The following is a 26,155-nucleotide window of genomic DNA, read 5'->3' on the forward strand; positions in this document are numbered from 1 at the left end:
GATATGGAGTCTTCTCGGGTACAGGCCCTAGAAAACCCATTTGGTCCCAAAGTATTGGGGATGTGATTGGTAAAGGTGTAAACCATGTGGTCGGTACCGGACGTAAAGCATGTGTCCGGTACGTACCTTTGCTTTTCTGGTGGGCCCACCAGGACTTGAACCTGGGACCAAAGGATTATGAGTCCTCTGCTCTAACCAACTGAGCTATAGGCCCGTTAATCTTTACATGCTGTTTTGTACTACTTAACCGCCTCAAAACCACACTAAAACTACATTTACTACACACCATGAAAAATGCCCTGGTGTGTAGTCGGTGTGTAGTGAATTTATACCGCCTAATTCACCACTAACCTCTTGAATCTATTGAGGTCTTTGTTACAAGACCCCTAGGGCTTCTTTCTTATGAGTCCTCTGCTCTAACCAACTGAGCTATGGGCCCTATGCCCTCATTGTAATTGAAGGGTCAATACATCCCCACATCCAGTGGGGGCGCTTGCGTTTACAGTAAGCAAGGATATACATTATTATATGTATATCTTAAGGAGCTAGTGATCATGATCGTTTCTAAATGGGGCAATAGTCTAGCGATTCGATTGCCTTCCCAAGTGGTTGAATATTTGAAACTTAAAGAGGGTGATGACATTGAGGTTCAGGTCACCGATAAAAAACATTTTCAAATTAGAAAGAAACCATCTCTGCAAGAGAGGATTGAGGGTCTGAGAAAATTCCGTGGACGTATGCCTAACGATTTTCACTTTGATAGATCCGAATTGAATGAACGCTAAGAAAATATTCTTTGATACAAATACCCTGCTTTACCTACTATCATCAGATAACAAAAAAGCAGATTGGGTAAGTAAAAATCTGCAGCAGAACAATGTGATCAGCGTTCAAGTGCTCAATGAATTTACTTCTGCTGGCCTGAGAAAGATAAAAATATCTAACGCTGAGTTGGATGAGTTTTTGGATCTATTTACATCCACATTTAATGTGAGATCGCTTGATATCGATACCTTTGAGACCGGATTGATGGTTTCCAGGCGATACGGCTATCAACACTATGATTCGATGATTATTGCTGCAGCGCTGCAGGCAGGTTGCGAAAGGCTCTACTCAGAGGATATGCAGCATCGACAAATCATTGATAAGAGACTGCAAATCGTGAACCCTTTTGCATAAAGGATTCACGATGTTTGAAGCTATAACTATCAATCTTCTTCGAGGAAGGTCTTGAGCTTGTCGCTGCGGCTTGGATGACGCATTTTTCTCAGAGCTTTGGCTTCGATCTGACGAATACGCTCACGCGTTACGTCAAACTGCTTACCCACTTCTTCGAGAGTGTGGTCGGTACTCATCTCAACACCAAAGCGCATACGCAATACTTTTGCTTCGCGTGGCGTTAATGAATCCAAGACATCCTTGACCACATCGCGCATCGAGTCATGCAAAGCCGCTTCTGCTGGAGCCAAGGTGTTGCTATCTTCAATGAAGTCACCCAAATTAGAGTCCGCATCATCACCAATTGGTGTTTCCATCGAAATTGGCTCTTTAGCGATCTTCATAATCTTGCGAATCTTGTCCTCAGGGATTTCCATCTTGAGAGCCAAGGTTGCAGCATCTGGCTCATGGCCAGTTTCTTGCAAGATTTGACGGCTAATACGGTTCATCTTGTTGATCGTCTCAATCATGTGCACTGGGATACGGATCGTACGTGCTTGGTCGGCAATAGAACGGGTAATTGCCTGACGGATCCACCAAGTTGCATAAGTAGAGAACTTATAACCACGACGGTATTCAAACTTATCTACCGCCTTCATCAAGCCGATATTGCCTTCTTGAATTAAATCCAAGAACTGCAAACCACGGTTAGTGTATTTCTTAGCAATCGAGATTACCAAGCGTAAGTTGGCAACAGTCATTTCACGTTTTGCTTCGCGCGCACGCTTCTCGCCCGCGATCATTTGCTTGTTCACTTCTTTTAATTCTGGAAGTGGCAATACAACACGTGTCTGGATATCGATCAACTTTTGCTGCAATTCCTGAATCGCTGGAACGTTACGTTGCAATAGCGCTGTATATGGCTTGTTTTCTTTAAGTAGCTTATTAGTCCACTCTAAATTCATAGACATCTTCGGGAAGTCCTTCAATACTTCACCGCGATTCACGCCAACCTTATCTACTAACAAGCTCACAATACCGCGCTCGAGCTTCCATACTTGGTCTACTTGTGAACGCATGGTGTCACACAATTTCTCAACACTCTTTGCAGTCAAGCGGAAACCAAGTAACTCACCACGAATTGCTTCTTGCGCCTTGATATAGGCTGGGCAGTTATAGCCCTCTTTATCAAAAGCACGGCGCATCTTGTCAGCTTGTGTGCGAACAATTGCAAACTTCTCTAAAGAGATCTGCTTCAATTCTTCTAATTGCTTAGCGTTGGCTGTAGCTGCACCGCCACCACCACCGCCTTCATCTTCACCCTCTTCGCCACCCTCTTCAGCATCCGGGTCAATCTCTGGCTCTTCAGGTCCTAACTTAATATCTTCAGCATTAGGGTCTACCAATCCGTCTACGAATTGATCAATCTCCATCTCACCACTAGCAATCTTATCGACGTTGCCAAGGATTTCAGCAATAGTGACAGGGCAAGCAGCCAGCGCCATCACCATGTCTTTAAGGCCAGCTTCAATCTTCTTCGCAATCACGATCTCGCCTTCGCGAGTCAGGAGATCAACAGTGCCCATCTCGCGCATATACATGCGCACTGGGTCGGTTGTACGACCAAACTCTGAATCGACAGTAGCTAAAGCGGCTTCCGCCTCTTCTTCGGCTTCTTCTTCGGAAGTAGTTGCTGAAGCATTTTCATTGAGCAACAGTGTTTCAGCATCTGGAGCCTGTTCGTAAACGGTAATGTTGATGTCGTTTAAGAGGCTAATCAACGTTTCCAATGCATCCGCATCAGACAACTCGTCTGACATCACATCATTCATTTCGCCATGAGTCAAGTAACCCTTGGACTTACCCATCTTGATCAATGTCTTCAGACGAGTACGACGCAACTCTTGTTGCTCTTCAGAGCCTAGCTGTTGTGCCGCGAATTCTTTTAAGAGTGCCTTTTCTTTTGCTTTACGCTCGCGCGCTTTTTGACGGTCCGTCAAAACTGGCTCAGCACCTTCAACTGGAGCATCTGCTTTTGGCTTGCGACCCTTCTTCACCTCTTCGGTCACTACAACCTCAAGCTCAACAGTCTTGGCTTTTTTGCCTTTAGTTTCTTTCACTTCTTTGGCTACTTTTTCTACTTCAGCCTTTGGGGCAGCAGTAGCTTTGCTTTTTTTAGCTGCCACAACCTTAACTTCTGGCTTAGCTGCAGACTTTGCTGCTGGCTTGACCGCTTTAACAGGAGTCTTGGCAGCTGGCTTGGCTGCAACTTTAGGCGCTGGTTTGGCTGGCGCTTTGACTGCTTTTGTAGGCGCTTTTGATACTGGTTTGGCTACTACCTTAGCCTTCACCGCAGGCTTAGCTACTACTTTAGCCACCGGTTTGGCTGCTTTTGCAGGCGCTTTAGGTGCTGGCTTAACTGGCTTGGCCACTACCTTTGCTTTTACTACCGGTTTAGCTGCTTTCGCTGAGGCCTTAGCTTTTACTGCCGGCTTAGCTGCAGCCTTGGCTTTTGCTACTGGCTTGGCTGCTGGTTTAGCTGCTGGTTTGGCTGCTGGTTTGGCTGGTTTTTTCTTGATATTTGGCATTTATTAGCACTTACTCACATTACTGATGATTGATCTCGGCCGATTCAGCATAGCCACGTTGTCCACTTGTCCTTAATTTCTTCAAAATAAAGCGCAAGTGGCTGAATTAAATCGGTTTTTTTCTGGGAATAGAGGATTATAGTCGATTGCGACTTTTTTACCCCAGCGCATACTAAAAATATGGGGTAAATTTCGGGTTTTTCTAGGGCTAAATCAGAAATTTCTTAAGAGAATTTCAATCTTTCACCCAGCTCGCGATATCGAGCTCGATCTTGCTCTGTTGCAGTGCTGCCAGCGATCTTTTGAGCAATCTCTGTCATCTCTGTTTTCAGGTGGGTAAGCTCCAGCTTTTTGAAGGCGCCATCCAAATCTGCAATCGCCCCTTCGATCTCCAAATCCGAGCCCATAACCCGCTTTCTCAGCACCTCATAGAGGGGAGCTAACTCGCTACGAGACAATTGTTCTTGGAATAAAGCAAAAGCGCCCGCACCAACAGCTGGTGGCTTGCCATTTTCACCAGGGATTAATTCAACCAAATCACACTGAGCCAATAAGTCCTTCATCAACTCCAGAGCTTTTGCAGACCGCAACTCAGAAGCTTGCAGAGCAAGCGCTCTCTTGTTGGCATCCAATGCTTTACCCAAATGCGGAAACTGAATCAACACACGCAACATCTGCTCTGCTAAATCTGTGGGAGCCTGTGGAGGAGGAATATTTTGCGTGGCCACTCTTTTGGCTGAGCCTTTGGATGCCTGCCATGGTGCGCCTTGTGTTCTATTGCCAGCATTACCCTGAATAAAGTTTGGTGCCCGCTGATTTGTATTGGCATAGGATCCCTGCTGTACTGGTGGGGGCACCACAGTCAGCCCACAGAAAGACTCTAAATCTGCAGGGGTAGAGTTAGTGCGAATCGCCAACTCTCGCAAAATTTGCGTACGCAAAGCAATCGGCGGCATGGATAGTAATAAGGGCTTTGCAGCGTGATGTGTTTGCGCCCTACCTTCAGGAGTGCTGAGCTCATGCTCTTGGCTCACGATCTTAAAGAAGAAACTTGAAATGGACATCGCTTCTTTAATGACTTTTTCAAATGCAGGTGCGCCATAGGCACGTACATAACTATCAGGGTCGTGCTCTGTAGGTAAGAATAAGAAACGAATCTCTTTGTCATCGGACATCAAAGGCAGGCAAGCTTCTAATGCGCGCTGTGCTGCACGTTGACCAGCAGAATCTCCATCAAATGAAAATACAACGCGGTCAGTTTGGCGCAATAACATGCGCACGTGATTAGCGGTACAAGCTGTGCCCAAGGTAGCTACGGCATTTGGGAAACCCAATTGCGCAAGCGCCACCACATCCATATAACCTTCACACACAAGCACATACTCTTGTGAGCGAATCGCCTGTCTTGCTTCGAACAAACCGTAGAGCGTATTGCCCTTAGAGAACAGTGGCGTCTCAGGAGAATTTAAGTACTTGGGCTCACCCTGATCTAAGATGCGTCCACCAAAGCCAATGGTCTGACCTTTGGGATTACGAATCGGAAACATAATGCGATCACGAAAACGATCGTAGCGACGCGCAGTTTGAGCGCTATCACTTTGCTCACTCTGAATGAGTAAGCCGCCCTCTAATAAAGTCTTAGCAACTTCATCATTGGCATAAGTACCAAAGACTGCTTCAAGGCCTTGCCAGCCATCCGGCGCATAACCTAATGCATAGCGTTTAGCGATTTCGCCAGTCAGACCGCGTCCCTTGAGGTATTCCACGGCACGGGGAGCTACCTTGAGTTGCTGGCGATACCAATCTGCTGCTGCACTCATCACTTCACTCAAGGCCATGGTTTGCTGTTGGCGCGCAACATCATTAGCGGTGCGTTCCTCACGCGGCACATCTAAACCTGCAGAACGCGCTAAGTCTTCAATTGCATCTACATAACCCAGGCCTGAGTACTCCATGAGAAAGTTAATCGCAGACCCATGTGCTCCACACCCAAAACAGTGATAGAACTGCTTCGTTGGAGAAACTGAAAACGAGGGAGATTTTTCTGAATGAAAGGGGCACAAACCTTGAAAGTTCGCGCCCGCTTTTTTTAACTTCACGTGCTGCCCAACGACATCAACGATGTCGACCCGATTTAATAAATCAGCAATGAAGGATTGGGGTATGAGAGCCATCAGTAATGGATGAGGCTTTAACTTAGCGGTCTACTTAGCCAGCGCAGCTTTTACCAAACCAGAAACTTTGCCCATGTCTGCTTTACCGGCCAACTGGCCTTTGAGAACGCCAATCACTTTACCCATATCTTGCGGACCAGCAGCACCCGTTGATGCTACAGCGGCAGCTACAGCAGCTTCCACTTCAGCATCCGACAACTGTGCTGGTAAGTAAGCTTGCAAGATAACCATCTCAGCAGCTTCAATCGCCACCAAATCATCACGACTGGCTTTTTCAAACTGGGAGATCGAGTCTTTGCGCTGCTTGATCATCTTCTCAACCGTAGCAATCACGCTGGCATCATCCATCACAATGCGCTCATCGACTTCGCGCTGCTTAATGGCTGCCAACAAAAGGCGAATTGTTCCTAAGCGTGCCACTTCTTTTGCGCGCATGGCGTTTTTCATATCTTCAGTGATTTGATCTTTAAGACTCATGGAATTAACTCCTAATAGGTTTGATGCTGATTCGATCTTTAGTGTATTGGCTTTTTGTGAATACCTTAAAAAGCAAAAACCCGCTGCGTTTCACCGTCAGCGGGTTTCAAAGCCTCTCGGTGAGGAGAGCTTTTAAATTCGATTAGTAAAGCTTCTTAGGCAACATCTGGCTGCGAATACGCTTGTAATGGCGTTTAGCAGCAGCAGCCTTCTTACGCTTACGTTCAGCCGTTGGCTTCTCGTAAAACTCGCGGGCACGCAAGTCGGTCAATAGGCCATTTTTTTCAATGGTGCGCTTGAAACGGCGCAATGCCACTTCAAAAGGTTCGTTCTCACGTAGGCGGACTGTAGTCATACTTGTTTAACTCGTATATGCTCGAAAAATATCGAAAAATTAACTGAAACGCGATTCTAGCACGACCAAGCAAAAAAATGATTGTTTTAGGCATAGAAACTTCCTGTGACGAGACCGGGGTGGCTGTATACAACACCACCCCCTGGGAAAACCACGCCCCAGCCCATGAGGGCATATTGGGGCAGGCCCTACACTCCCAAATCGCCATGCACCAAGAGTATGGGGGCGTTGTCCCTGAACTAGCCTCTAGAGACCATATACGGCGGGTTTTACCCCTCCTAGATGACGCCTTGCATGAGGCGGGACTTCAATTAAAGGATATCGATGCCGTGGCCTATACCCAGGGTCCTGGCCTGGCAGGCGCCCTACTAGTGGGCAGCGCTTTTGCTAAATCCCTTGCCCAAGGCCTCAATTTGCCGTCAATTGGAGTTCATCACCTCGAAGGGCACCTGCTTTCTCCGCTTTTAGGGGTTTCCGTACCGGAATTCCCTTTTATTGCCCTACTAGTCTCAGGCGGGCATACCCAACTCATGCTGGTGAGCGGGGTTGGCAAGTACCAACTTCTCGGTGAAACCCTGGATGATGCTGCTGGCGAGGCCTTTGATAAAACCGCCAAATTACTCGGTCTGGACTACCCAGGTGGCGCCGCCATCTCCAAATTGGCAGAAAAAGGGCAATCGGGGCGATTTGACCTACCCAAGCCGATGCTGCATTCAGGGGATTTGGATTTTTCCTTCTCCGGACTCAAAACAGCTGTTTTGAACCAAGTGAAAAAATTTGAGGCACTGGGAATTTCCGATCCTGATGCGATTGCAACATTTCAGGCGGATCTTGCACGAAGCTTTGTCGACTCTTTGGTAGCCGTCTTGGTCAGCAAATCAGAAAAAGCGCTCAAGCAAACTGGCTGCAAACATTTAGTGCTTGCTGGTGGTGTGGGTGCAAACCTGCAATTGCGTGCCGCCTTGAACGCGAATGCCAAAAAGAATCGATTTGAAGTGCACTATCCACCAGTGGATTTATGTACCGATAACGGCGTGATGATTGCTTTTGCTGGAGCGCTGCGCATGTTGGCAGAAAACAATGGCTCAACTACTTCAGGTGCTTTTGATATCAAACCCCGCTGGGATTTAGCGAGCAACAATCTCGCTTAAGAATTACTTAGCTAGACTAATCCTAGCGTAAGCACTGTGATTGTGAATAGATTCAAAGTTCTCAGCCTCAACCACTAAAGACAAAATGCGTTGATCGTCTTTGAGTTGCCCAGCCACATCACGTACAAGATCTTCCACAAACTTTGGATTGTCGTAAGCACGCTCGGTAACCCACTTCTCATCCGGGCGCTTAAGTAAGCCCCATAACTCGCTAGAGGCTTGGCTCTCCGCGGCTGCTACCAAATCTTCTACAGTCATTTTTGTCTGTGGATCAAGCTCTACCGACATCGTGACGTGGGAGCGTTGATTGTGCGCACCGTACTCAGAAATCTCTTTCGAGCAAGGGCACAAACTCATTACCGGAACTAAAGCGCGGAGGTTTAGCTCAACATCGATTGCACCGGACGCATTTTGCTTAGCCTTCGCCATCCAAGTCACTTCGTAATCCATCAAGCTTTCAACACCAGAAACTGGGGCGGCTTTTTTAACAAAGTGCGTATAAGTAAACTCAATGCGACCTTCGCTTGCGTTTAGTAGTGGCAACATCTCACGCACCATCGCAACAACAGAGGTGCTGTCAATCGGCTCATGGTGGTCTTGTAAGAGCGCGATGAAGCGGGACATGTGCGTACCCTTGACATGCGCAGGCAATGCCACATCCATTTCAAAATTACCAACCGCCGGCATCTCACCAGACTTGGTGCGAATGATCAGCGGATGACGCAAACCCCGAATACCCACCCGCTCAATTGGCAATGCACGCTCGTCATGCAAAGACTGAATGTCTGGCATGGCTTGCGGTTTGAGAAAAGCGGTATTGATATCGTTCATGGCTCTATTTTCAGACAAAAATGACTTATTTGCCCGTAAGCACGGTATTTACTTCCGTTTTAGCAGAATTTAGCCCTGGAAAACGCTGGGAAATCGACTTGGCAATCCCAGCTGCATCAAGTCCGCACCTACTCATCAAGAGCTTGTAATCGCCATGCTCCACAAATTCATCTGGAAGACCTAATTGGAGTAGGGGTTTATTGATACCCATAGCGGAGAGCGCCTCTAGACAAGCACTACCTGCGCCACCCTGAATTGCACCATCTTCAATCGTCACAAAATAATCATGGTCTTGCGCTAAAGATTTGAGGAGTTCGATATCCAATGGTTTTACAAAACGCATATTGGCAACTGAGGCATCAATCCGCTCAGCAACTTCGAGGGCTGCATACAGCAAAGTGCCAAAGGCCAAAATTGCCATACGCTGACCCGCTGGCGCATTAGACTTGCGACGCAATTCGCCCTTACCTAATGGAACGGTGCGCAACTCTTTGGATGGAATAGTTCCGACACCAGCGCCGCGCGGATAGCGCACTGCACTTGGATGCGGCTGATGAAATGCAGTCGTCAGCAAATCGCGGCACTCTGCCTCGTCAGCAGGCGTCAACACCAGCATGTTCGGAATACAACGCAAGAATGGAATGTCATACGCGCCCGCATGCGTTGCACCATCAGCGCCCACTAGACCAGCGCGATCTAAAGCAAACAACACTGGCAGATCTTGAATTGCCACATCATGAATGAGTTGATCGTAAGCGCGCTGTAAGAAAGTGGAGTAAATTGCAACAACAGGCTTCATACCTTCGCATGCCATACCCGCCGCAAAAGTCACCGCATGTTGTTCAGCAATACCGACGTCGTAATAACGCTTCGGGAAATTCATTTCAAACTCAACTAAGCCGGAGCCTTCACGCATGGCAGGCGTAATGCCGATTAAAAGTGGATCAGCGTGTGCCATATCGCACAACCACTCACCAAAGACTTGAGTGAAAGTTTTCTGCGATGGAGTGATTGATTTCTTGATACCCTCTTCTGGATTGAACTTACTAGGGCCGTGATAGAGCACTGGGTCAGCCTCTGCGAGCTCATAACCCTGACCCTTGCGAGTGACTACATGCAAGAACTGCGGGCCACGACCCTCCAGCGCCAAGCGACGGACGTTCTGCAGCATGGGAATCAAGGCGTCTAAATCATGCCCATCAATTGGCCCAAAGTAGTTAAAACCAAATTCTTGAAAAATGGTTGATGGTGAGACCATGCCCTTAGCATGATCCTCTAAACGTTTTGCAAACTCACGCAAAGGAGGGGCGATCGATAAAACACTATCAATCCCCTTCTTCGTTGCGGAATAAATATTGCCACTCAGCAATCTCGCCAAGTGACGATTCAGGGCACCCACTGCTGGCGAGATCGACATATCGTTGTCGTTCAGAATCACCACCAAAGGCAAATCGTCATAGACGCCAGCATTGTTCATCGCCTCAAATGCCATACCACCCGTCATCGCACTATCACCAATCACTGCAATAGCTACTTGCTTCTCACCCTTGGTCTGAAAAGCGCGAGCCATACCCATCGCCGCAGAAATACTCGTAGAAGAGTGGCCGGTACCAAAGGCATCGTATTCACTTTCAGCGCGACGTGGGAAACCAGACAAACCGCTGAACTGGCGCAAGGTATTCATACGATCACGACGACCAGTCAAAATTTTATGCGGATAACTTTGATGTCCCACATCCCATACGATCCGATCATGTGGCGTATCAAATACATAGTGCAGAGCAATCGATAACTCCACTGTTCCTAAATTAGAGGAGAGGTGTCCGCCGGTTTTAGAAACAGAATCCAGCACGAATTGACGCAACTCATCAGCAAGCGCAGGCAGTTGCTCTCGAGGAAGTTTTTTTAACTCTGCAGGGGAGTGAATGGAATTTAAAGTCATCAAATCTTCAGTAATCTTATTTACCTCTATTAACCACTAACAGAGCCAAATCTTTCAGAGCTTGGGCTTTAGCACCAAAACTCTCTAGGCTAGCAATTGCCGTTCCTTGCAAATCTTTTGCTGCCTTCTTTGCATAGTCTAAACCCATCAAGGTCACATAGGTCGGCTTATCGTTGGCAGCGTCTTTTCCTGCGGTTTTGCCTAAGGTGTTGCTATCTGCGGTTGCATCCAAAACATCGTCCACAATTTGAAAGGCCAAGCCCAAGGCTTCAGAATAATTCGCGAGATCTTGCATCTGGCTCGGCTTCAGTTGGGCGGCAATGCCACCCAGTTGCACCGAACAAGAAAGTAAGGCGCCTGTTTTCATTGCATGCATTTGCTTTAGGCCCGCAAGATCTAATTTTTTTCCAACACTCTCTAGATCAATCGCCTGGCCACCAGCCATGCCACGCGAACCTGAGGCACTAGCTAATGCAGCAATCATGGCCAAACAGGTCTCTGCATCGCATTGCGCATTTGCCAAAATCTCAAATGCGCGTGTTTGCAAGGCATCGCCTACTAACAAAGCAGTCGCCTCATCAAATGCCTTATGCACTGTTGGTCGTCCACGACGCAAGTCATCGTCATCCATACAAGGCAAGTCGTCGTGCACCAATGAGTAAGCATGAATACACTCAATCGCAACAGCGGCTGCATCTAAAGCTGCTTGTGTTTCTGCGCTAGCGTCATCACCCAATTCACCCGCGGCATAAACCAATAAAGGGCGAATGCGTTTACCACCACCCTGCGCGGCATAACGCATAGCTTCATGCAAACGAGCGGGATTGGCATTGGCAGCATCGAGCAAATTCTCCAAAGCCAATTCTGTTCGCTGCCCATGAGCGCGAATCCAGTCATCAAAAGAAAAGAACTTATTCATAAAAGAAGTTTTGGTGGAGCCTAGGCCTCAAATACCCGAACTTGCTGCTCAACTTGAGCCAGCATGCCCTGACAATGCTTCAAAAGTGCTGCGCCGCGCTGATAGGCCAAAAGTGTCTCCTCCAGCGAGAATTTGCCAGATTCCATGTCAGAAATAAGCTTTTCCAACTCCTTTACAGCCTGCTCGTAACGCAGGCTAGGGTCGATTTGAACCTCAAGACCGGGTTTCTGACCCTCAGATTTCTTTGCTGGCATTGGATTCATTCCTTCAAATTTCTTACAGATATAGCCCTACATATTAAAGCGAGACGGGGTTCAGATGGGTATAATCCCCTCCTTCCTTTCCAATATCGATCCGTCGATGGTTGGATTGGTTATTCCGCTTAGCTTCGGCTGACGTTTTCGGGGGTGGGGAGAATGACTAATCTGGCTACCGCGCAGCAGCTTGCGCCGTCCAATCTACAACTGCCGGTTTCGGCATATTTCGACGTTGATCTCTATCAGCGCGAAATTGAACTGCTTTTTAAACAGGGCCCAGGCTATGTAGGTCACGAACTCATGGTTCCTGAAGTTGGGTCCTATCAAACCCTGAGCTCGGAAAATGAAGGTCGTTTACTGGTTCGCAACCAGCAAGGCGTTGAACTCCTTTCCAATGTCTGCCGCCATCGTCAAGCACTGATGCTTAATGGCTCCGGCAAAACAGATAATATCGTGTGCCCACTCCATCGCTGGACCTATGATTTAAATGGCGAATTATTAGGCGCGCCCCATTTTGAAGATAAGCCCTGCCTGAATCTTGGCAAATCTCCTTTGCAAAATTGGCAAGGGCTCTTATTTGAAGGTCCTCGTGATGTTCGCGCCGATCTCGCCAAACTCGGTGTTGCAGGCGATCTCCAATTTGACGGATATGTGCTCGATCATGTTGAAGTCCACGAATGCAATTACAACTGGAAAACCTTCATCGAGGTCTATCTTGAGGATTACCATGTTGTCCCGTTTCATCCGGGCTTAGGTAAGTTTGTTTCCTGCGAAGACTTGCGTTGGGAATTTGGTGACTGGCATAGCGTACAAACTGTCGGCATTCATAAAGACCTAGAGAAGCCAGGCTCACCGGTTTATCAAAAATGGCATGAAGCAGTATTGCGCCAGCACGAAGGCAAGACACCGCGCCATGGCGCCATCTGGCTCACCTACTACCCCAATGTGATGGTGGAGTGGTATCCAGGCGTTCTGTGCGTTTCTACCTTACACCCAATGGGACCAAATAAAACGCGCAACATCGTGGAGTTTTACTACCCCGAAGAAATCGCCCTCTTTGAGCGAGAGTATGTACAAGCAGAGCGTGCGGCCTATATGGAAACCTGCATTGAGGATGACGAAATCGCCGAGCGCATGGATGCTGGACGTGCAGCGCTACTGGCTCGCGGCGAAAATGAAGTGGGTCCCTATCAAAGCCCCATGGAAGACGGCATGCAACATTTTCATGAATGGTACCGTCGCGCAATGAACTATCAAGACGCATAATCAAGTAACACTACATTCGCCCGAAATAGGAAGCCTTCATGACGCCTCTCATCACTGCAAACCAGTTAGAAGAAATCATTAATAGCGGCGAGAATGTTTTGCTTTGCGATTGCCGATTTGATTTAGTCGATCCGCAGGCGGGCAGAAAATCCTACTTAGAAGGTCATATTCCAGGGGCTGTTTATGTCGATCTTGATCAAGACCTATCTGGCCTCAAAACCGGCCAAAATGGTCGTCACCCATTGCCCACCCCAGAAGCTTGGGCCCAAACTAAGTCGCGCCTAGGAATTGACTCCAATACTTTAGTAGTTGCCTATGATGGTCAAGGCTCTGTGTATGCCAGTCGAATATGGTGGATGCTCAAAGCAACCGGTCATGCCAAAGTGCAAGTCTTGGATGGTGGCCTAGACACCTGGAACGGCCCAATCAGCACCCTGCCACGCGAAGCAAAACCGACAATCATGCCAGTAGCAGCAATGCCTTACGTTGGCCTGGTTTTGGTAGACGGTGTGATTGAAAATCTTCAAAGCAAAAAGAGTGTTGTGATCGATGCCCGTGCAAATGATCGCTTCCATGGTCAAAATGAAACCTTAGATCCTGTCGGTGGGCACATCCCCGATGCGATTAATTATTTCTTTAGAGATAACCTATCCGGAAAATCGTTTAAGTCACCTGAACAACTCTATAAAGACTTTTATGCTCTCCTGGGATCAACCAAAGCATCTCAGGTGATTCATCAATGCGGCTCTGGGGTGACAGCTTGTCATAACTTGCTAGCCATGGAAATTGCTGACCTTAAAGGCTCACGACTGTATGCGGGCAGTTGGAGTGAGTGGTGCGCTGACCCTAGCAGGCCAGTAGCGCTTTAATGCAATAGCGATAGCAAGATTACCAAGCCAACCCCACAGGCAATCAAAATCGTTTGACGTAAAGACTCAGCCCAATGCGGGCGACGATGCATTTGCGGAATGAGATCACTCACTGCGATATAAATAAAGCTACTTGAAGCAATCACCAATAGGTAAGGCATTGCTGCATGGGCTTTCTCCAAGAAGAAGTAAGCCAATACGCCGCCAACCACCGCTGATAAACCACAAATGAAGTTGTAGAACAAAGCGCGCGTGCGGGAGAAGCCCGCATTGAGCAGCACAATGAAATCCCCAATCTCTTGCGGAATCTCATGCGCGATGATGGCAATAGCAGTAAAGATACCCACTTGGTAATCCGCCATGAATGCAGCAGCAATCAAAACACCATCCACAAAATTGTGCAGTCCATCACCCACCAAAATCATCCAACCGCTACGACCGGCTACTTCAGCATCATGACCGTGGTGATGACCATGACCATCCCCTTCGTGATGATGGCTGTGACGCAATAGTGCAATTTTCTCCAGCAAGAAGAAGCCAAGGAGACCTGCAAGCAAAGTAGCAAACAGCAACTGTGGACTTGCCCCAGGCATTGTGAAAGCCTCAGGTAAGGAGTGCAGTAAGGCAGTGGCCAGCAAAATACCGACAGATACACTCACCATGCCATGAACCATCTTCGAGAGCAAAGATAATGAAAAGCTCGCTGCAACCAAGACGCTAGCCGTGCCCGCTAGCGCTGTTACCAACAAGATGCTTTGCAGTACTGACATATAAATTACGCTACCCCATTTTGTTTAAACCAAGCAATGCACTTTTCCCAGCCGTCTTTCGCTGGGCCTTCGCGATAAGTGGCGCGATAGTCTGCATGAAATGCGTGTGGGGTATCGGGATAAATTTCGAAGCGACATGCTTTGGCTGCTGGATTTTTGGGAGCCGCCTTTGCAAGCGCTTCACGCATTTGCTCAACACTCTCCAAAGAAATGCCAGTATCGGCGCCACCATATAAACCTAAGACTGGAGCCTTGAGGTCGGCGGCGATGTCCACTGGGTAACGAGGATTGCCCTCAGTTTTTTCACCGATAACACGACCATACCAAGCTACGCCAGCCTTAACCTGTGGCAATGTGGCTGACAGCCAAGTAATGCGGCCACCCCAGCAAAATCCAGTCACGCCTACTTTTTTCAAGTCACCGCTATTTTTTCCAGCCCAAATCAATGCAGCTTGCAAGTCATTTAGGACCTGCATATCCGAAGTTGGAGCCACGATATTTTTTTGAATCTCAGCAACAGTGCCATAGGCATTCGGGTCACCGGCACGGGTAAAGAATTCTGGGGCAATGGCCAAGTAACCTAATTTAGCAAAACGCCTAGTGACATCTGCAATGTACTCATGTACCCCAAAGATTTCGCTAGCGACAATCACAATCGGCAAACTTCCTTTGGCCTTCTCTGGACGAGAAACATAAGCGGGCATCTGAAAGCTACCGACTGGAATCATTTGCTCACCCGCTTTAATGCCAGTGAAATCCGTTTCAATCGCTGCAGCTAGGACTGGCTCAGAGGCGGCTACAAAACCAATGCCCATCGTTGTTGCAGTAATGGCAGAGGCTTTCATGAAACCCCTTCTATCGCTAGACACTATTTTTGAATCTTGATCTTTTTTTGTCATTTTTTAGTCTCCTGATTTAATGCGCTTCTTCCCAATTATCGCCAATCCCAATGCCAACCACCAAAGGAACCTTGAGCTCAGCCACCTTACACATCAAGTCGGGCAACTTTGCCTGCAAGAGCTCCAATTCATCCAAGGGTACGTCAAATACCAATTCATCATGCACCTGAAGCAACATACGGGTCTTTAACTGCTCCTTTTCAAGCCAGTTCTCGACCGCAATCATGGCCAATTTAATTAGGTCAGCCGCAGTTCCCTGCATCGGTGCATTAATCGCAGCCCGCTCTGCGCCTTGGCGACGAGGACCATTGGAACCCTTGATCTCAGGCAACCAGAGCCGTCTGCCAAAGACCGTCTCCACATAGCCATTCTCTCGCGCCTCGAGGCGAGTGCGCTCCATGTATTGAGCAACCCCAGGATAGCGATCGAAATACTTCGCAATATAGCTTTGTGCTGCCGAGCGTTCAATGCCGAGGTTACCCGCTAAACCAAAAGCACTCATGCCATAGATCAAGCCAAAGTTAATTACCTTAGCATAACGACGCTGCTCTGAAGTCACGCTTTCCAATGGCACACCAAAAATCTCAGCAGCAGTGGCTTGGTGCACATCCTTACCAGCAGCAAAAGCGGCCAGTAGATTTTCATCTTCAGCAATGTGCGCCATGATGCGCAATTCAATCTGAGAATAATCAGCTGACAGTAACTTACAGCCTTCTGCCGGAATAAATGCCTCCCGAATGCGACGACCCTCTTCTGTTCGCACGGGAATGTTTTGCAAATTCGGCTCGCTAGATGCCAAGCGTCCTGTCACTGCAGTGGCTTGAGAAAAATTGGTGTGTACGCGCCCAGTCTTAGGGTCGGCCATGCGTGGAAGTTTTTCAATATAGGTCGACATTAATTTAGCTAAGCTGCGGTAATCCAAGATCCGCGCTGGCAAGGGGTAATCTTCAGCTAACTTCTGCAAAACCTCTTCATCGGTTGATGGCGCACCCGATGGCGTCTTCTTAATAACGGGTAACTCCAACTGCCCAAACAAAATTTCTGCAATTTGCTTGGGTGATTGAATATTGAATGGTTGTCCTGCTAGCTTGTGAATCTCCCCCTCTAAAGCAAGCAGGCGCTTACCGACCTCTTGACCTTGTTGAGAGAGTAATGCCGAATCAATCCGAATGCCGTTGCGCTCCATGATGCCCAAGACGCGCATGGCCGGCATCTCAATGTTTTCATAAACATAGAGCAGCCCAGGGCTACCCTGAATTTGTGGCCATAAAGCTAAATGCAGGCGCAGGGTAATGTCGGCATCTTCAGCGGCGTAATCTGTCGCGATCTTCAGATCGACTTGATCAAAGCCAATTTGATGAACACCTTTTCCACAAACCTCTTCGTAACGAATCGTCTTCATGCCGAGATGTCGCTCAGCGAGGTTATCCATGTTGTGCGGCATATGCGATTCGAGCACATAGGACTCAAGCAAAGTATCAAACCGAATGCCCTGCAAAGTAATGTTGTAGTTTGCAAAAATATGTGCGTCGTACTTTAAGTTTTGCCCCACTTTAAAATGCGTAGAACTTTCGAGCCAAGGCTTTAGTTTTTCTAAGACCAGCTCGCGACTGAGTTGATCTTCTCCGTTGCGATGCGCCACCGGAATGTAGCAAGCCTCGCCCGGAGTCACACAAAGCGAGATGCCTACGAGCTCGGCAGCCAGAGCGTCTAAGCCGGTAGTTTCTGTATCAACAGCAGTCAGTTGCGCGCCCTCAATTTTCAAAAGCCAGCGATCTAATGCGGCTTCATCGACAACACATTCATAGTGCTTAGCAATAGCTCCTTGAAGATCGGTTGTTTCTTGAGATAAGGCAGTTGTAGCTGCTGTAGCAGTGGGGCCAAATGGATTGCTTGTAGCTTTTTCCTTCACTTCTGGCGCAGTTTTAATAGGGCTGCCTGCCAAATCAAAGCCTTCGCTGACTTCAGCGCCAGATCCACCAAGCTGTTTCTCCACATCACGTAGCCAAGTCTTAAACGCATAACGCTCAAACAACTCTCGCAACAGTGGAGCGTCTTCTGGTTTCGCATGCAGATCATCTAGCCCCGGCAAATGGGGGGATAAATCACAATCGGTTTTGACGGTAATTAATTGGCGCGCCTGTGGAAGCCACTGCAAGCTATTGCGCAGGTTTTCACCCACAACACCCTTCACCTGATCGGCATTCGCCATCAAACAATCCAAGTCACCAAACTCAGCTAACCACTTGTTAGCAGTTTTAGGTCCCGCTTTAGGAACCCCGGGAACGTTATCGACCGTATCACCAATGATCGAGAGGTAATCCACAATCCGCTCTGGAGGCACGCCAAATTTTTCGATCACGCCAGCAATATCTAGCTTTTCATTGGTCATCGTATTAATCAGGGTGACCGAAGGGTTGACCAACTGCGCTAAATCCTTATCACCCGTAGAAATGATGGTTTCCCATCCGGCTTGGGTTGCCTGACAAGCCAAGGTGCCAATGACATCGTCGGCCTCAACCCCAGAAACCATCAGTACTGGCCAGCCTAGAGCCTTGACCATGGCATGAATTGGCTCAATCTGCTTTACCAAATCCTCAGGCATGGGAGAACGGTGCGCCTTGTACTCAGAGTACATTTCGTCTCGGAAAGTCTTCCCCTTGGCATCAAAAACACAGGCAATATGGTCAGCCTTGAGTTCCGAGCGAGCCCGGCGCATCATATTAACCATTCCATAGATTGCCCCCGTCGGATCGCCCGCCCCATTTCTGAGGTCTGGCATGGCGTGAAAGGCGCGATAGAGGTAGCTAGAACCGTCTACCAACAAGAGTCTATGTTTAGTCATACCGCAATCGTACAATCTAGTTGCTAACTGCCTACAGATCAGGTTCAAATCCTCCTGAAAAGAGGCCTAAAAAGGTGAAAAATGATGCACGCTCTTACTAACTTACTCCACTCTTCCCTGAGCCAAACCCTTGTTCTTACAAGCTTTTTTGTGGCTTTTGCCTCTTTTGGCCTGCATTCAGCACACGCACAGAACAATAGTCAGGCCCTCAGCCCATCAGAACTGCAGCGCATTAATAGCCAGCCCTTGGCGCCTGCAGTGAGCGCATCCGAAGTGACAAACGCTCCTGAAGGCCGCAAACCGAGCTTTCAACATAAAGAAGCAACTGGCACTGAAGTTACCGAATACAAAGATGCTAATTCGCCGACCCAAGTGGACGTGAAGACGCGCTACACCAGCTACGAAATGGCGCCGCCAGCAACAGTCATGCCAGGCGCACCTAAAGAAACTGATCTGATCAGCGTACCTAGCATCAGCATCCCTTTCTAAATTTGATGATTGCATTTCATCTACCTATTTTTTCTTAATTAGTCATGGCCGTCTTCACCCCCATTGAACTAAGTGATATCTCCAGCTGGATTGCCAACGATTTTGATATTGGGCAAGCAAGTGATATTCGCGGAATTCATGGTGGCATTGAGAACTCCAATTTCTTTCTCGATACTGAGAAAGACGGCAAGAAACAAGAATATGTTCTGACTATTTTTGAAAGATTGTCAGCAGAACAACTTCCTTATTATTTAGAGTTGATGAGGCACTTGGCGAATAAGGGCATTCGAGTGCCCAAGCCACTTGAGAATACCAATGGAGAAATTCTGTTTTCTCTTAAGGGCAAGCCAGCCGCGATTGTCAGCAAGCTACCAGGCCTATCTAGACTGGCGCCAGAAGCCAAACACTGCGCATTGGTTGGCGAGAACTTAGCAAAGATGCATTTAGCGAGCGCAGACTTTCAGCAGACCCAAGAAAATCTTCGTAGCCTTTCTTGGTGGAAGAAAACCGTTCCGCAAGTTCTTTCACATCTTAGCGATACACAAAAAGAATTGCTCTCTACTGAACTTGCTACTCAAGAGCAATTCTTCGCGTCGGAGGCTTATGCCTCACTGCCCCAAGGCGCAAGCCATTGCGACCTGTTTAGGGATAATGTACTCTTTGATCCTCAAGGCGCCAGCGACACCTCACAAGATCAACTGGGTGGCTTCTTTGACTTTTATTTCGCCGGCACAGATAAATGGTTATTTGATTTAGCAGTCACTGCAAATGATTGGTGTCTTGCTGAAAATAAACAAGATTTAGATCCTGTACGGTTCAAGGCGCTGATGGATTCCTATCGGGCTGTTCGCCCACTTACTGACATAGAGCAACGTAGCTGGCCGCTGATGGTGCGTGCAGCAGCCCTACGTTTTTGGATTTCACGCCTGTGGGATTTTTACTTACCACGCGATGCTCAAATGCTCACGCCCCATGACCCCCGTCATTTTGAAAATATTCTCTTAAGCCGCAAAGCAATATGAAACTAAACTCCGTCGCCCCTAAAGAAGGCTACACCTGGATACGCCAAGGTATTTGGCTATTCAAACAAAATCCTCTCGGATTTCTGATGCTGGTATTTATGTACGTATTTGTTGCACAGTTAGCGGTGCTCGTACCAGTGATTGGTGTGTTTGCCGTTCTATTATTGACACCAACCTTATCAGTTGGCTTCATGACAGCCTGTCGACAAGCGATTCAAAAAGAACGTATCCGTCCAACGGTATATTTGATTGCCTTGCAATCAACCCCCCTGATTCGCAAGCGCATTCTGCAACTGGGCCTTGTGTACTCAGCACTCATTCTTGTCCTTAGCTTTATCTTAAGCATGCTGGTGGATTTTGAATTACTGCTACCGCTCATGACTGGTGATAAGCCGATTACACCCGAAGCCGTGCGCCAAATCTATTTGATTCTCTTTTTTGGCGGCTTACTCTACGTACCTGTAGCCATGTTGATGTGGTTCTCACCTGTGCTGGTTGCTTGGGCCGAGATGTCTGTGCCGCAGGCGCTTTTCTCTAGTGCGATCGCCTGCTGGGCAAATCGCGGAGCGTTCTTTTTATATATCGCTATTTGGGGTGCGATCTTGATCGCTATTCCCCTGACGATTGGCTCTATTTTTGATGCGCTCGATTTTGGTCAAGCCGCATCCTTCATCATCGCCCCACTCTCAATGGCGGGATTGACTGTGATGCACTGCTCTTTCTTTGCCACCTGGAAAGCGTGCTTCGCTGAAAAAGAATCAGCAACTTTAATTGCTTAATTGCTTGCTTAGTTGCTCAGCTAGTTAATCTATCGCAGCAAGCTTGGCAATACTAAGCTGCAACCACTTCACGCCATGACGCTTGAAGTTCACTTGTGCACGAGCATCGGCATCATTACCCTCTAAGCCTGTCACACGCCCCTCACCAAACTTGGTATGGAAAACATTTTGCCCAATCGTGAATGGGTAATTGCCTCGTGGCGGTGAAGCCATTCTGGTTACGGAGCTAGAGGCAGAGCCGACACGACCAAGTTGCTTAGCGGGTCGCTGACGATCACTGCCGGAGTCAAAGAAATCATTGGTGTCAGAATCACGCTGACGCGTGTAGCCATCTTGCCAAGTGGAGCCGGAGCGACCGCCATTACCGTAATTACTGCCTCCGCCCCAACGGGCATCCTTCACTTTCGGAGTGAGCCACTTTAGTGAATCAGATGGCAACTCTTCCAAGAAGCGGGAAGGCATGTTGTAACGCACTTGACCATGCAGCATTCTGGATTGGGTATGCGAAAGGTAGAGGCGTTCTTTGGCGCGAGTAATCGCCACATACATCAAGCGTCGCTCTTCCTCTAGGCCATTCTGCTCATTAACGCTGTTCTCATGAGGAAATAATCCCTCTTCCAAGCCGGTAATAAATACGGATGTGAACTCCAGCCCCTTCGCTGAGTGCACCGTCATGAGCTGCACAGCGTCTTGTCCAGCTTGCGCTTGGTTGTCGCCAGCCTCTAGTGAGGCATGCGATAAGAATGCAGCCAAAGGAGAAACCTCGACTACACCAGGCGCATTCTCGCCCGGTGGGGTGGCAGCAGTGGCATCTTGACCATAACCCTCTTCCGCAATAAATGCGGTGGCGGCGTTAATCAATTCTTGTAAGTTCTCTACGCGGTCTTGACCTTCACGCTCAGAGAGATAGTGCTGAATTAAGCCACTATGTTGGATAACGAACTCTACAGTTTCCGGCAAAGTGTTGTGACGTGTTGCTTCGCGCATGTGATCTACCAAGCGCACAAAGCCACCGAGAGTGGCACCCGCTTTACCATCCAATGTTGATGCCGCTAAATACAGAGAGCTATTCTGAGCACGTGCAGCATCTTGCACGGCCTCAATGGATCTAGCGCCAATACCGCGTGTCGGAAAATTAACTACCCGTGAGAACGAGGTGTCATCGTTGGGGTTTTCTAGAAGACGTAAATACGCTAAGGCATGCTTAATCTCAGCGCGCTCGAAGAAGCGCAATCCACCATAAACACGATACGGAATCGCCGCAGAAAATAAAGCGTGCTCAATGATGCGTGACTGCGCATTGCTTCGATAGAGCAAAGCAATCTCTGTACGCTTGATGCCACTATTAACTAGCGCTTTGATTTCATCAACAAGCCACGCGGCTTCTGCATGATCGCTTGGGGCGTCATAGATGCGGACTGGCTCACCATGGCCTGCGTCGGTCCGCAGGTTTTTACCAAGACGATCTGTGTTGCTAGAAATCAGATAGTTAGCGGTATCTAAGATGTGGCCATGCGAGCGATAGTTTTGCTCGAGCTTGACCATCATCGGGTGATATTGCTTTTCATAAAGGCGCATGTTCTCTACATCAGCACCACGGAAGGCGTAAATACTTTGATCATCATCACCTACAGCGAAGACTGCACTACTTCCAGCGCTGCTGACATTGACGCGGCTGGCATCGTGCCCAGAAAGTAATTTAAGCCAAGCGTATTGCAAGGCATTGGTATCTTGGAACTCATCAATCAAGATGTGACGGAAACGCTCTTGGTAATGTGTGCGAATCGCTTCGTTATGTTTGAGCAATTCATAACTGCGCAATAGGAGTTCAGCAAAGTCAACTACGCCCTCCCGTTGGCACTGCTCATCGTAGGCTTCATACAACTGAGCCATCTTGGCCTGGAAATCATCCCCTACGGATAGTTCGCGAGCGCGCTGACCACGCTCTTTGGCGTGGGCAATGAAATATTGCAGCTGCTTAGGGGGATATTTCTCATCATCGACCTTTAAACCCTTCAAAAGGCGCTTAATGGCAGATAGCTGGTCTTGGGTGTCCAAAATCTGAAAAGTAGATGGCAAACCGGCTTCTTTGTGGTGCGCACGCAATAAACGGTTACAAAGTCCATGAAAGGTGCCAATCCACATACCCCGGGTATTGATGGGCAACATGGCACTTAAACGCAGCATCATCTCCTTGGCAGCCTTATTGGTAAAGGTCACCGCGAGGACGCCAATAGGCGAAACCTGGCCTGTTTGGATCAGCCAAGCTATGCGGGTGGTGAGCACGCGGGTCTTGCCGCTGCCCGCGCCAGCCAAGATCAGGGCGGACTGGGCCTGACCATGTTGATTGACGGGCGGGAGGGTCACTGCCTCGCGTTGTTCTGGATTAAGGTTTGCGAGGAGGTCTGAGTACATCGCCCCAATTATAATTTGCCTCTTATGCCAAATGCTTCGAATACCCCTAATTCATCCAATTCTCAATTAGCTAGCTCTGTAGACGAACTAGCCAAATCCTACGAACCTGCCCCCATTGAAGCTTATTGGGGTCCGGAATGGGAACGCCGAGGTATTGCCGACGCTACTCTAGATGAAGGTAAGGAAGATTTCTCGATTCAGTTGCCACCACCGAATGTGACCGGCACTCTGCATATGGGTCACGCCTTCAACCAAACTATCATGGATGGCTTGGTGCGTCATGCTCGCATGTCTGGCAAAAATACTTTGTGGGTACCGGGTACAGACCACGCTGGTATCGCCACACAAATCGTTGTTGAGCGTCAGCTTGATGCGCAGAAAATATCTCGCCATGATTTGGGTCGCGAGAAATTCTTAGAAAAAGTTTGGGAGTGGAAAGAAACTTCGGGCTCTACCATTACCCGTCAGATTCGTCGCTTAGGTGCTTCGATTGATTGGGGTAAAGAATATTTCACCATGGACAGCAAAATGTCTAAAGCAGTGGTCGAAGTGTTTGTTCGTTTACATGAACAAGGTCTGATTTACCGCGGCAAGCGTCTCGTGAACTGGGATCCAGTCCTTGGCACTGCAGTTTCAGATTTAGAAGTGGTGAGCGAAGAAGAAGATGGCTCGATGTGGCATATCCGCTATCCCTTAGCCGATGGCTCAGGGCACCTGACCGTTGCTACGACTCGCCCAGAAACTTTATTGGGTGACGTTGCCGTCATGGTGAATCCAGAAGACGAACGCTACAAACATCTGATTGGCAAGTCTGTACATCTACCACTTTGCAATCGTGAGATTCCGATCATTGCAGATGACTATGTTGATTTAGCTTTTGGTACTGGTGTCGTAAAAGTAACACCGGCACATGACTTTAATGACTACGCCGTTGGTCAGCGTCATCACTTACCACTCATTAATATTCTGACTCTCGATGCAAAAATTAATGAGAATGCCCCAGAAACTTATCAAGGTCTTGAGCGCTTTGCGGCACGCAAGCAGATCGTTTCAGATTTAGATGCTGCTGGTTTATTAGAAAAAGTTCAGCCTCACAAATTGATGGTGCCGCGCGGTGACCGCACGCAAACCATCATCGAGCCCATGCTCACAGATCAGTGGTTTGTTGCAGTATCTAAGCCAAGCCCTGATAACAAATATCAACCTGGCTCATCCATTGCCGGCGCCGCTTTAGATGCTGTGACTAAGGGTGACATCAAACTCGTCCCCGAAAACTGGATTAGCACCTACTCCCAGTGGCTTGAAAATATTCAAGACTGGTGCATCTCTCGTCAACTCTGGTGGGGTCATCAAATCCCTGCCTGGTATGGCGATGATGGGCAGATCTTTGTAGCGCGCTCTGAAGAAGAAGCCAAATCCAAAGCATCAACTGCTGGCTATACAGGTCAACTCAATCGCGATCCCGATGTCTTGGATACTTGGTTTAGTTCTGCACTCGTACCGTTTAGCTCATTGGGTTGGCCTGAAGAGACACCCGCACTCAAGCACTTCTTACCATCATCAGTATTGGTGACTGGCTTTGACATCATCTTCTTTTGGGTTGCCCGCATGGTGATGATGACCTGCCACTTCACTGGCAAGGTGCCATTTGATACCGTGTATGTGCATGGTTTGGTACGCGATGCTGAAGGCCAGAAGATGAGTAAGTCCAAAGGTAATACTTTGGACCCAATCGATTTGATTGACGGCATCAAGATTGAAGATTTAGTTGCCAAGCGTACAACCGGCTTGATGAATCCTAAGCAAGCTGAAAGCATTGGCAAGAAAACCAAGAAAGAATTTCCGGAAGGTATTCCGGCGTTTGGTACGGATGCTCTGCGCTTTACCTTCGCCTCACTCGCCTCACTTGGTCGTAACATTAACTTTGATCAGAAGCGTTGCGAAGGCTATCGCAACTTCTGTAACAAGCTGTGGAATGCAACGCGCTTTGTACTCATGAATTGCCCTGGCAATGACGAGGAGAATGGTTTTGCACCGTGTGATAACCAATGCGGACCAGAAGGTTATTTAGACTTCTCTCCTGCAGATCGATGGATTGTTTCACTATTGCAAAGAACTGAGGCCGATGTCGCCAAAGGTTTCCAAAACTACCGCTTTGACAACATCGCTACGAGTATTTATCAGTTTGTTTGGGATGAGTATTGCGATTGGTATTTGGAGTTAGCCAAAGTTCAATTGCAAACAGGCACTCCTGCACAACAACGTGCGACTCGTCGCACCCTCTTGCGCGTGCTGGAAACCATCTTGCGTATGGCTCACCCACTCATTCCATTTATCACTGAAACCCTTTGGCAAACCGTTGGGCCTAAAGTGGGTAAAGAGTTATCCAAGCAAGACAAACAAACGATTGCCTTACAACCCTACCCAGTTGCTCAACTCGACAAGATTGATGAACAAAGCGAAGCTTGGGTTGCCCAAATTAAATCTATCGTAGATGCTTGCCGCAATCTGCGTGGTGAGATGCAAGTCTCTCCCGCGCTAAAGGTGCCTTTGTGGATTAGTGGGCCACAGGATTTCTTGAAGCAAGCTAGCCCATACCTGACCGCCTTGGCCAAGCTGTCTGAAGTCAAAATCTATGATGATGAATCTGCTCTTGAGAAGGATGCGCCAGGTGCCCCAATGGCTCTAGTCGGCAACTCCAAATTACTACTCAAAATTGAAGTGGATGTTGCAGCAGAGAGAATTCGTCTGGGCAAAGAAATTGACCGCTTAGCTAATGAGATCACCAAAGCCCGCAGTAAGCTCGGTAACGAGAGCTTTGTGGCTCGCGCGCCAGAAGAGGTTGTTGCCCAAGAAAAACAACGCCTTGCTGGCTTTGAGCAAAACCATGAGAAGCTTGTTGCACAATTAGAACGACTGAAATAAAAGTAGCTCCTTTAAGCGATCGGA

At 48.2% G+C, this 26,155-nt stretch carries 22 protein-coding genes and 1 tRNA gene; 10 read left to right on the forward strand and 13 right to left on the reverse strand.

Translation table 11 applies throughout. The features are described from left to right. Positions 1-137 precede the first annotated feature (137 nt). Positions 138-214, reverse strand: a tRNA-Ile gene (locus tag ICN12_RS06065). Between the two features lie 340 nt (positions 215-554). Between ICN12_RS06065 and ICN12_RS06070 the strand changes: the two genes are divergently transcribed. Together ICN12_RS06070 and ICN12_RS06075 are read left to right on the forward strand one after the other, a co-directional pair. Next, positions 555-785 carry an AbrB/MazE/SpoVT family DNA-binding domain-containing protein gene (locus ICN12_RS06070; protein ID WP_216271567.1) on the forward strand — a complete coding sequence of 77 codons (231 nt, stop codon included), beginning with the start codon at positions 555-557 and terminating at the stop codon, positions 783-785. Further along, positions 775-1,179, forward strand: coding sequence for a PIN domain-containing protein (locus ICN12_RS06075; protein WP_216271569.1), 405 nt, complete (start codon positions 775-777; stop codon positions 1,177-1,179). The genes ICN12_RS06070 and ICN12_RS06075 overlap by 11 nt, the downstream gene beginning before the upstream one ends. A 29-nt stretch (positions 1,180-1,208) precedes the next feature. On the opposite strand, the gene rpoD is transcribed toward ICN12_RS06075, so the two are convergent. After that, positions 1,209-3,344 carry an RNA polymerase sigma factor RpoD gene (rpoD, locus tag ICN12_RS06080; protein WP_370624958.1) on the reverse strand — a complete coding sequence of 712 codons (2,136 nt, stop codon included), beginning with the start codon at positions 3,342-3,344 and terminating at the stop codon, positions 1,209-1,211. Between rpoD and ICN12_RS10980 the strand changes: the two genes are divergently transcribed. Beyond that, on the forward strand, positions 3,325-3,753 hold the full coding sequence (locus ICN12_RS10980; RefSeq protein WP_370624959.1) for a hypothetical protein: 429 nt from the start codon (positions 3,325-3,327) through the stop codon (positions 3,751-3,753). The genes rpoD and ICN12_RS10980 overlap by 20 nt on opposite strands. A gap of 217 nt (positions 3,754-3,970) precedes the next feature. Here the strand turns inward: ICN12_RS10980 and dnaG are convergent, their stop codons facing one another. The 3 genes from dnaG to rpsU all read right to left on the reverse strand — a co-directional run bounded on the left by dnaG (position 3,971) and on the right by rpsU (position 6,752). Further along, on the reverse strand, positions 3,971-5,920 hold the full coding sequence (gene dnaG, locus ICN12_RS06085; protein ID WP_216271573.1) for a DNA primase: 1,950 nt from the start codon (positions 5,918-5,920) through the stop codon (positions 3,971-3,973). Positions 5,921-5,950: 30 nt separating this feature from the next. Further along, positions 5,951-6,397 (reverse strand): GatB/YqeY domain-containing protein, encoded by a 447-nt coding sequence (locus ICN12_RS06090; RefSeq protein WP_216271575.1) that lies wholly within the window; start codon positions 6,395-6,397, stop codon positions 5,951-5,953. A gap of 142 nt (positions 6,398-6,539) precedes the next feature. Further along, entirely contained in the window at positions 6,540-6,752 is a 213-nt protein-coding gene (gene rpsU, locus ICN12_RS06095) for a 30S ribosomal protein S21 (protein WP_011903537.1), read from the reverse strand. Between the two features lie 77 nt (positions 6,753-6,829). On the opposite strand from rpsU, the gene tsaD reads away from it, so the two are divergent. After that, complete coding sequence (tsaD, locus tag ICN12_RS06100) at positions 6,830-7,903, forward strand: tRNA (adenosine(37)-N6)-threonylcarbamoyltransferase complex transferase subunit TsaD (RefSeq protein WP_216271577.1); 1,074 nt, start codon at positions 6,830-6,832, stop codon at positions 7,901-7,903. Positions 7,904-7,906: 3 nt separating this feature from the next. On the opposite strand, the gene folE2 is transcribed toward tsaD, so the two are convergent. From folE2 to xseB, 4 genes are read right to left on the reverse strand one after another with little or no spacing between them, the layout of a single operon-like run. Next, positions 7,907-8,734 (reverse strand): GTP cyclohydrolase FolE2, encoded by an 828-nt coding sequence (gene folE2, locus ICN12_RS06105; protein WP_216271579.1) that lies wholly within the window; start codon positions 8,732-8,734, stop codon positions 7,907-7,909. Positions 8,735-8,759: 25 nt separating this feature from the next. Further along, positions 8,760-10,676 (reverse strand): 1-deoxy-D-xylulose-5-phosphate synthase, encoded by a 1,917-nt coding sequence (gene dxs, locus ICN12_RS06110; RefSeq protein ID WP_216271581.1) that lies wholly within the window; start codon positions 10,674-10,676, stop codon positions 8,760-8,762. 16 nt (positions 10,677-10,692) lie between these two features. Next, entirely contained in the window at positions 10,693-11,595 is a 903-nt protein-coding gene (locus tag ICN12_RS06115; protein ID WP_216271583.1) for a polyprenyl synthetase family protein, read from the reverse strand. Between the two features lie 20 nt (positions 11,596-11,615). Next, positions 11,616-11,849, reverse strand: coding sequence for an exodeoxyribonuclease VII small subunit (gene xseB, locus ICN12_RS06120; protein WP_216271585.1), 234 nt, complete (start codon positions 11,847-11,849; stop codon positions 11,616-11,618). 162 nt (positions 11,850-12,011) lie between these two features. On the opposite strand from xseB, the gene ICN12_RS06125 reads away from it, so the two are divergent. Both ICN12_RS06125 and ICN12_RS06130 read left to right on the forward strand, forming a co-directional pair. Further along, positions 12,012-13,118, forward strand: coding sequence for an aromatic ring-hydroxylating oxygenase subunit alpha (locus ICN12_RS06125; protein WP_216271587.1), 1,107 nt, complete (start codon positions 12,012-12,014; stop codon positions 13,116-13,118). Between the two features lie 38 nt (positions 13,119-13,156). Next, the gene (locus ICN12_RS06130) at positions 13,157-13,987 is read left to right on the forward strand and encodes a sulfurtransferase (RefSeq protein ID WP_216271589.1); all 831 of its coding nucleotides are present in this window, start codon (positions 13,157-13,159) and stop codon (positions 13,985-13,987) included. Here ICN12_RS06130 and ICN12_RS06135 read toward each other — a convergent pair. From ICN12_RS06135 to polA, 3 genes are read right to left on the reverse strand one after another with little or no spacing between them, the layout of a single operon-like run. Then, positions 13,984-14,757: a ZIP family metal transporter gene (locus tag ICN12_RS06135; protein WP_216271591.1), complete on the reverse strand. Its 774-nt coding sequence runs from the start codon at positions 14,755-14,757 to the stop codon at positions 13,984-13,986. The genes ICN12_RS06130 and ICN12_RS06135 overlap by 4 nt on opposite strands. Before the next feature lie 5 nt (positions 14,758-14,762). Further along, a complete protein-coding gene (locus ICN12_RS06140; protein ID WP_216271593.1) occupies positions 14,763-15,656 on the reverse strand; it encodes a dienelactone hydrolase family protein in 894 nt (297 codons plus the stop codon). Positions 15,657-15,672: 16 nt separating this feature from the next. Beyond that, complete coding sequence (gene polA, locus ICN12_RS06145) at positions 15,673-18,501, reverse strand: DNA polymerase I (RefSeq protein ID WP_216271596.1); 2,829 nt, start codon at positions 18,499-18,501, stop codon at positions 15,673-15,675. Between the two features lie 81 nt (positions 18,502-18,582). Between polA and ICN12_RS06150 the strand changes: the two genes are divergently transcribed. The 3 genes from ICN12_RS06150 to ICN12_RS06160 are packed head-to-tail and all read left to right on the forward strand — an operon-like array spanning position 18,583 to position 20,791. Continuing rightward, the gene (locus tag ICN12_RS06150; RefSeq protein ID WP_255537726.1) at positions 18,583-18,990 is read left to right on the forward strand and encodes a hypothetical protein; all 408 of its coding nucleotides are present in this window, start codon (positions 18,583-18,585) and stop codon (positions 18,988-18,990) included. Between the two features lie 44 nt (positions 18,991-19,034). Further along, complete coding sequence (locus tag ICN12_RS06155) at positions 19,035-20,012, forward strand: homoserine kinase (protein ID WP_216271598.1); 978 nt, start codon at positions 19,035-19,037, stop codon at positions 20,010-20,012. Then, entirely contained in the window at positions 20,009-20,791 is a 783-nt protein-coding gene (locus tag ICN12_RS06160) for a BPSS1780 family membrane protein (protein WP_216271601.1), read from the forward strand. Before ICN12_RS06155 ends, ICN12_RS06160 begins: the two co-directional genes overlap by 4 nt. Positions 20,792-20,815: 24 nt before the next feature. On the opposite strand, the gene ICN12_RS06165 is transcribed toward ICN12_RS06160, so the two are convergent. Beyond that, positions 20,816-23,206: a UvrD-helicase domain-containing protein gene (locus ICN12_RS06165; protein ID WP_216271603.1), complete on the reverse strand. Its 2,391-nt coding sequence runs from the start codon at positions 23,204-23,206 to the stop codon at positions 20,816-20,818. 24 nt (positions 23,207-23,230) lie between these two features. On the opposite strand from ICN12_RS06165, the gene ICN12_RS06170 reads away from it, so the two are divergent. Continuing rightward, positions 23,231-26,131 (forward strand): valine--tRNA ligase, encoded by a 2,901-nt coding sequence (locus tag ICN12_RS06170; protein ID WP_216271605.1) that lies wholly within the window; start codon positions 23,231-23,233, stop codon positions 26,129-26,131. Positions 26,132-26,155 lie beyond the last annotated feature (24 nt).

Source organism: Polynucleobacter sp. AM-25C3 (genome assembly GCF_018882335.1).
Classification (GTDB): Bacteria; Pseudomonadota; Gammaproteobacteria; order Burkholderiales; family Burkholderiaceae; genus Polynucleobacter.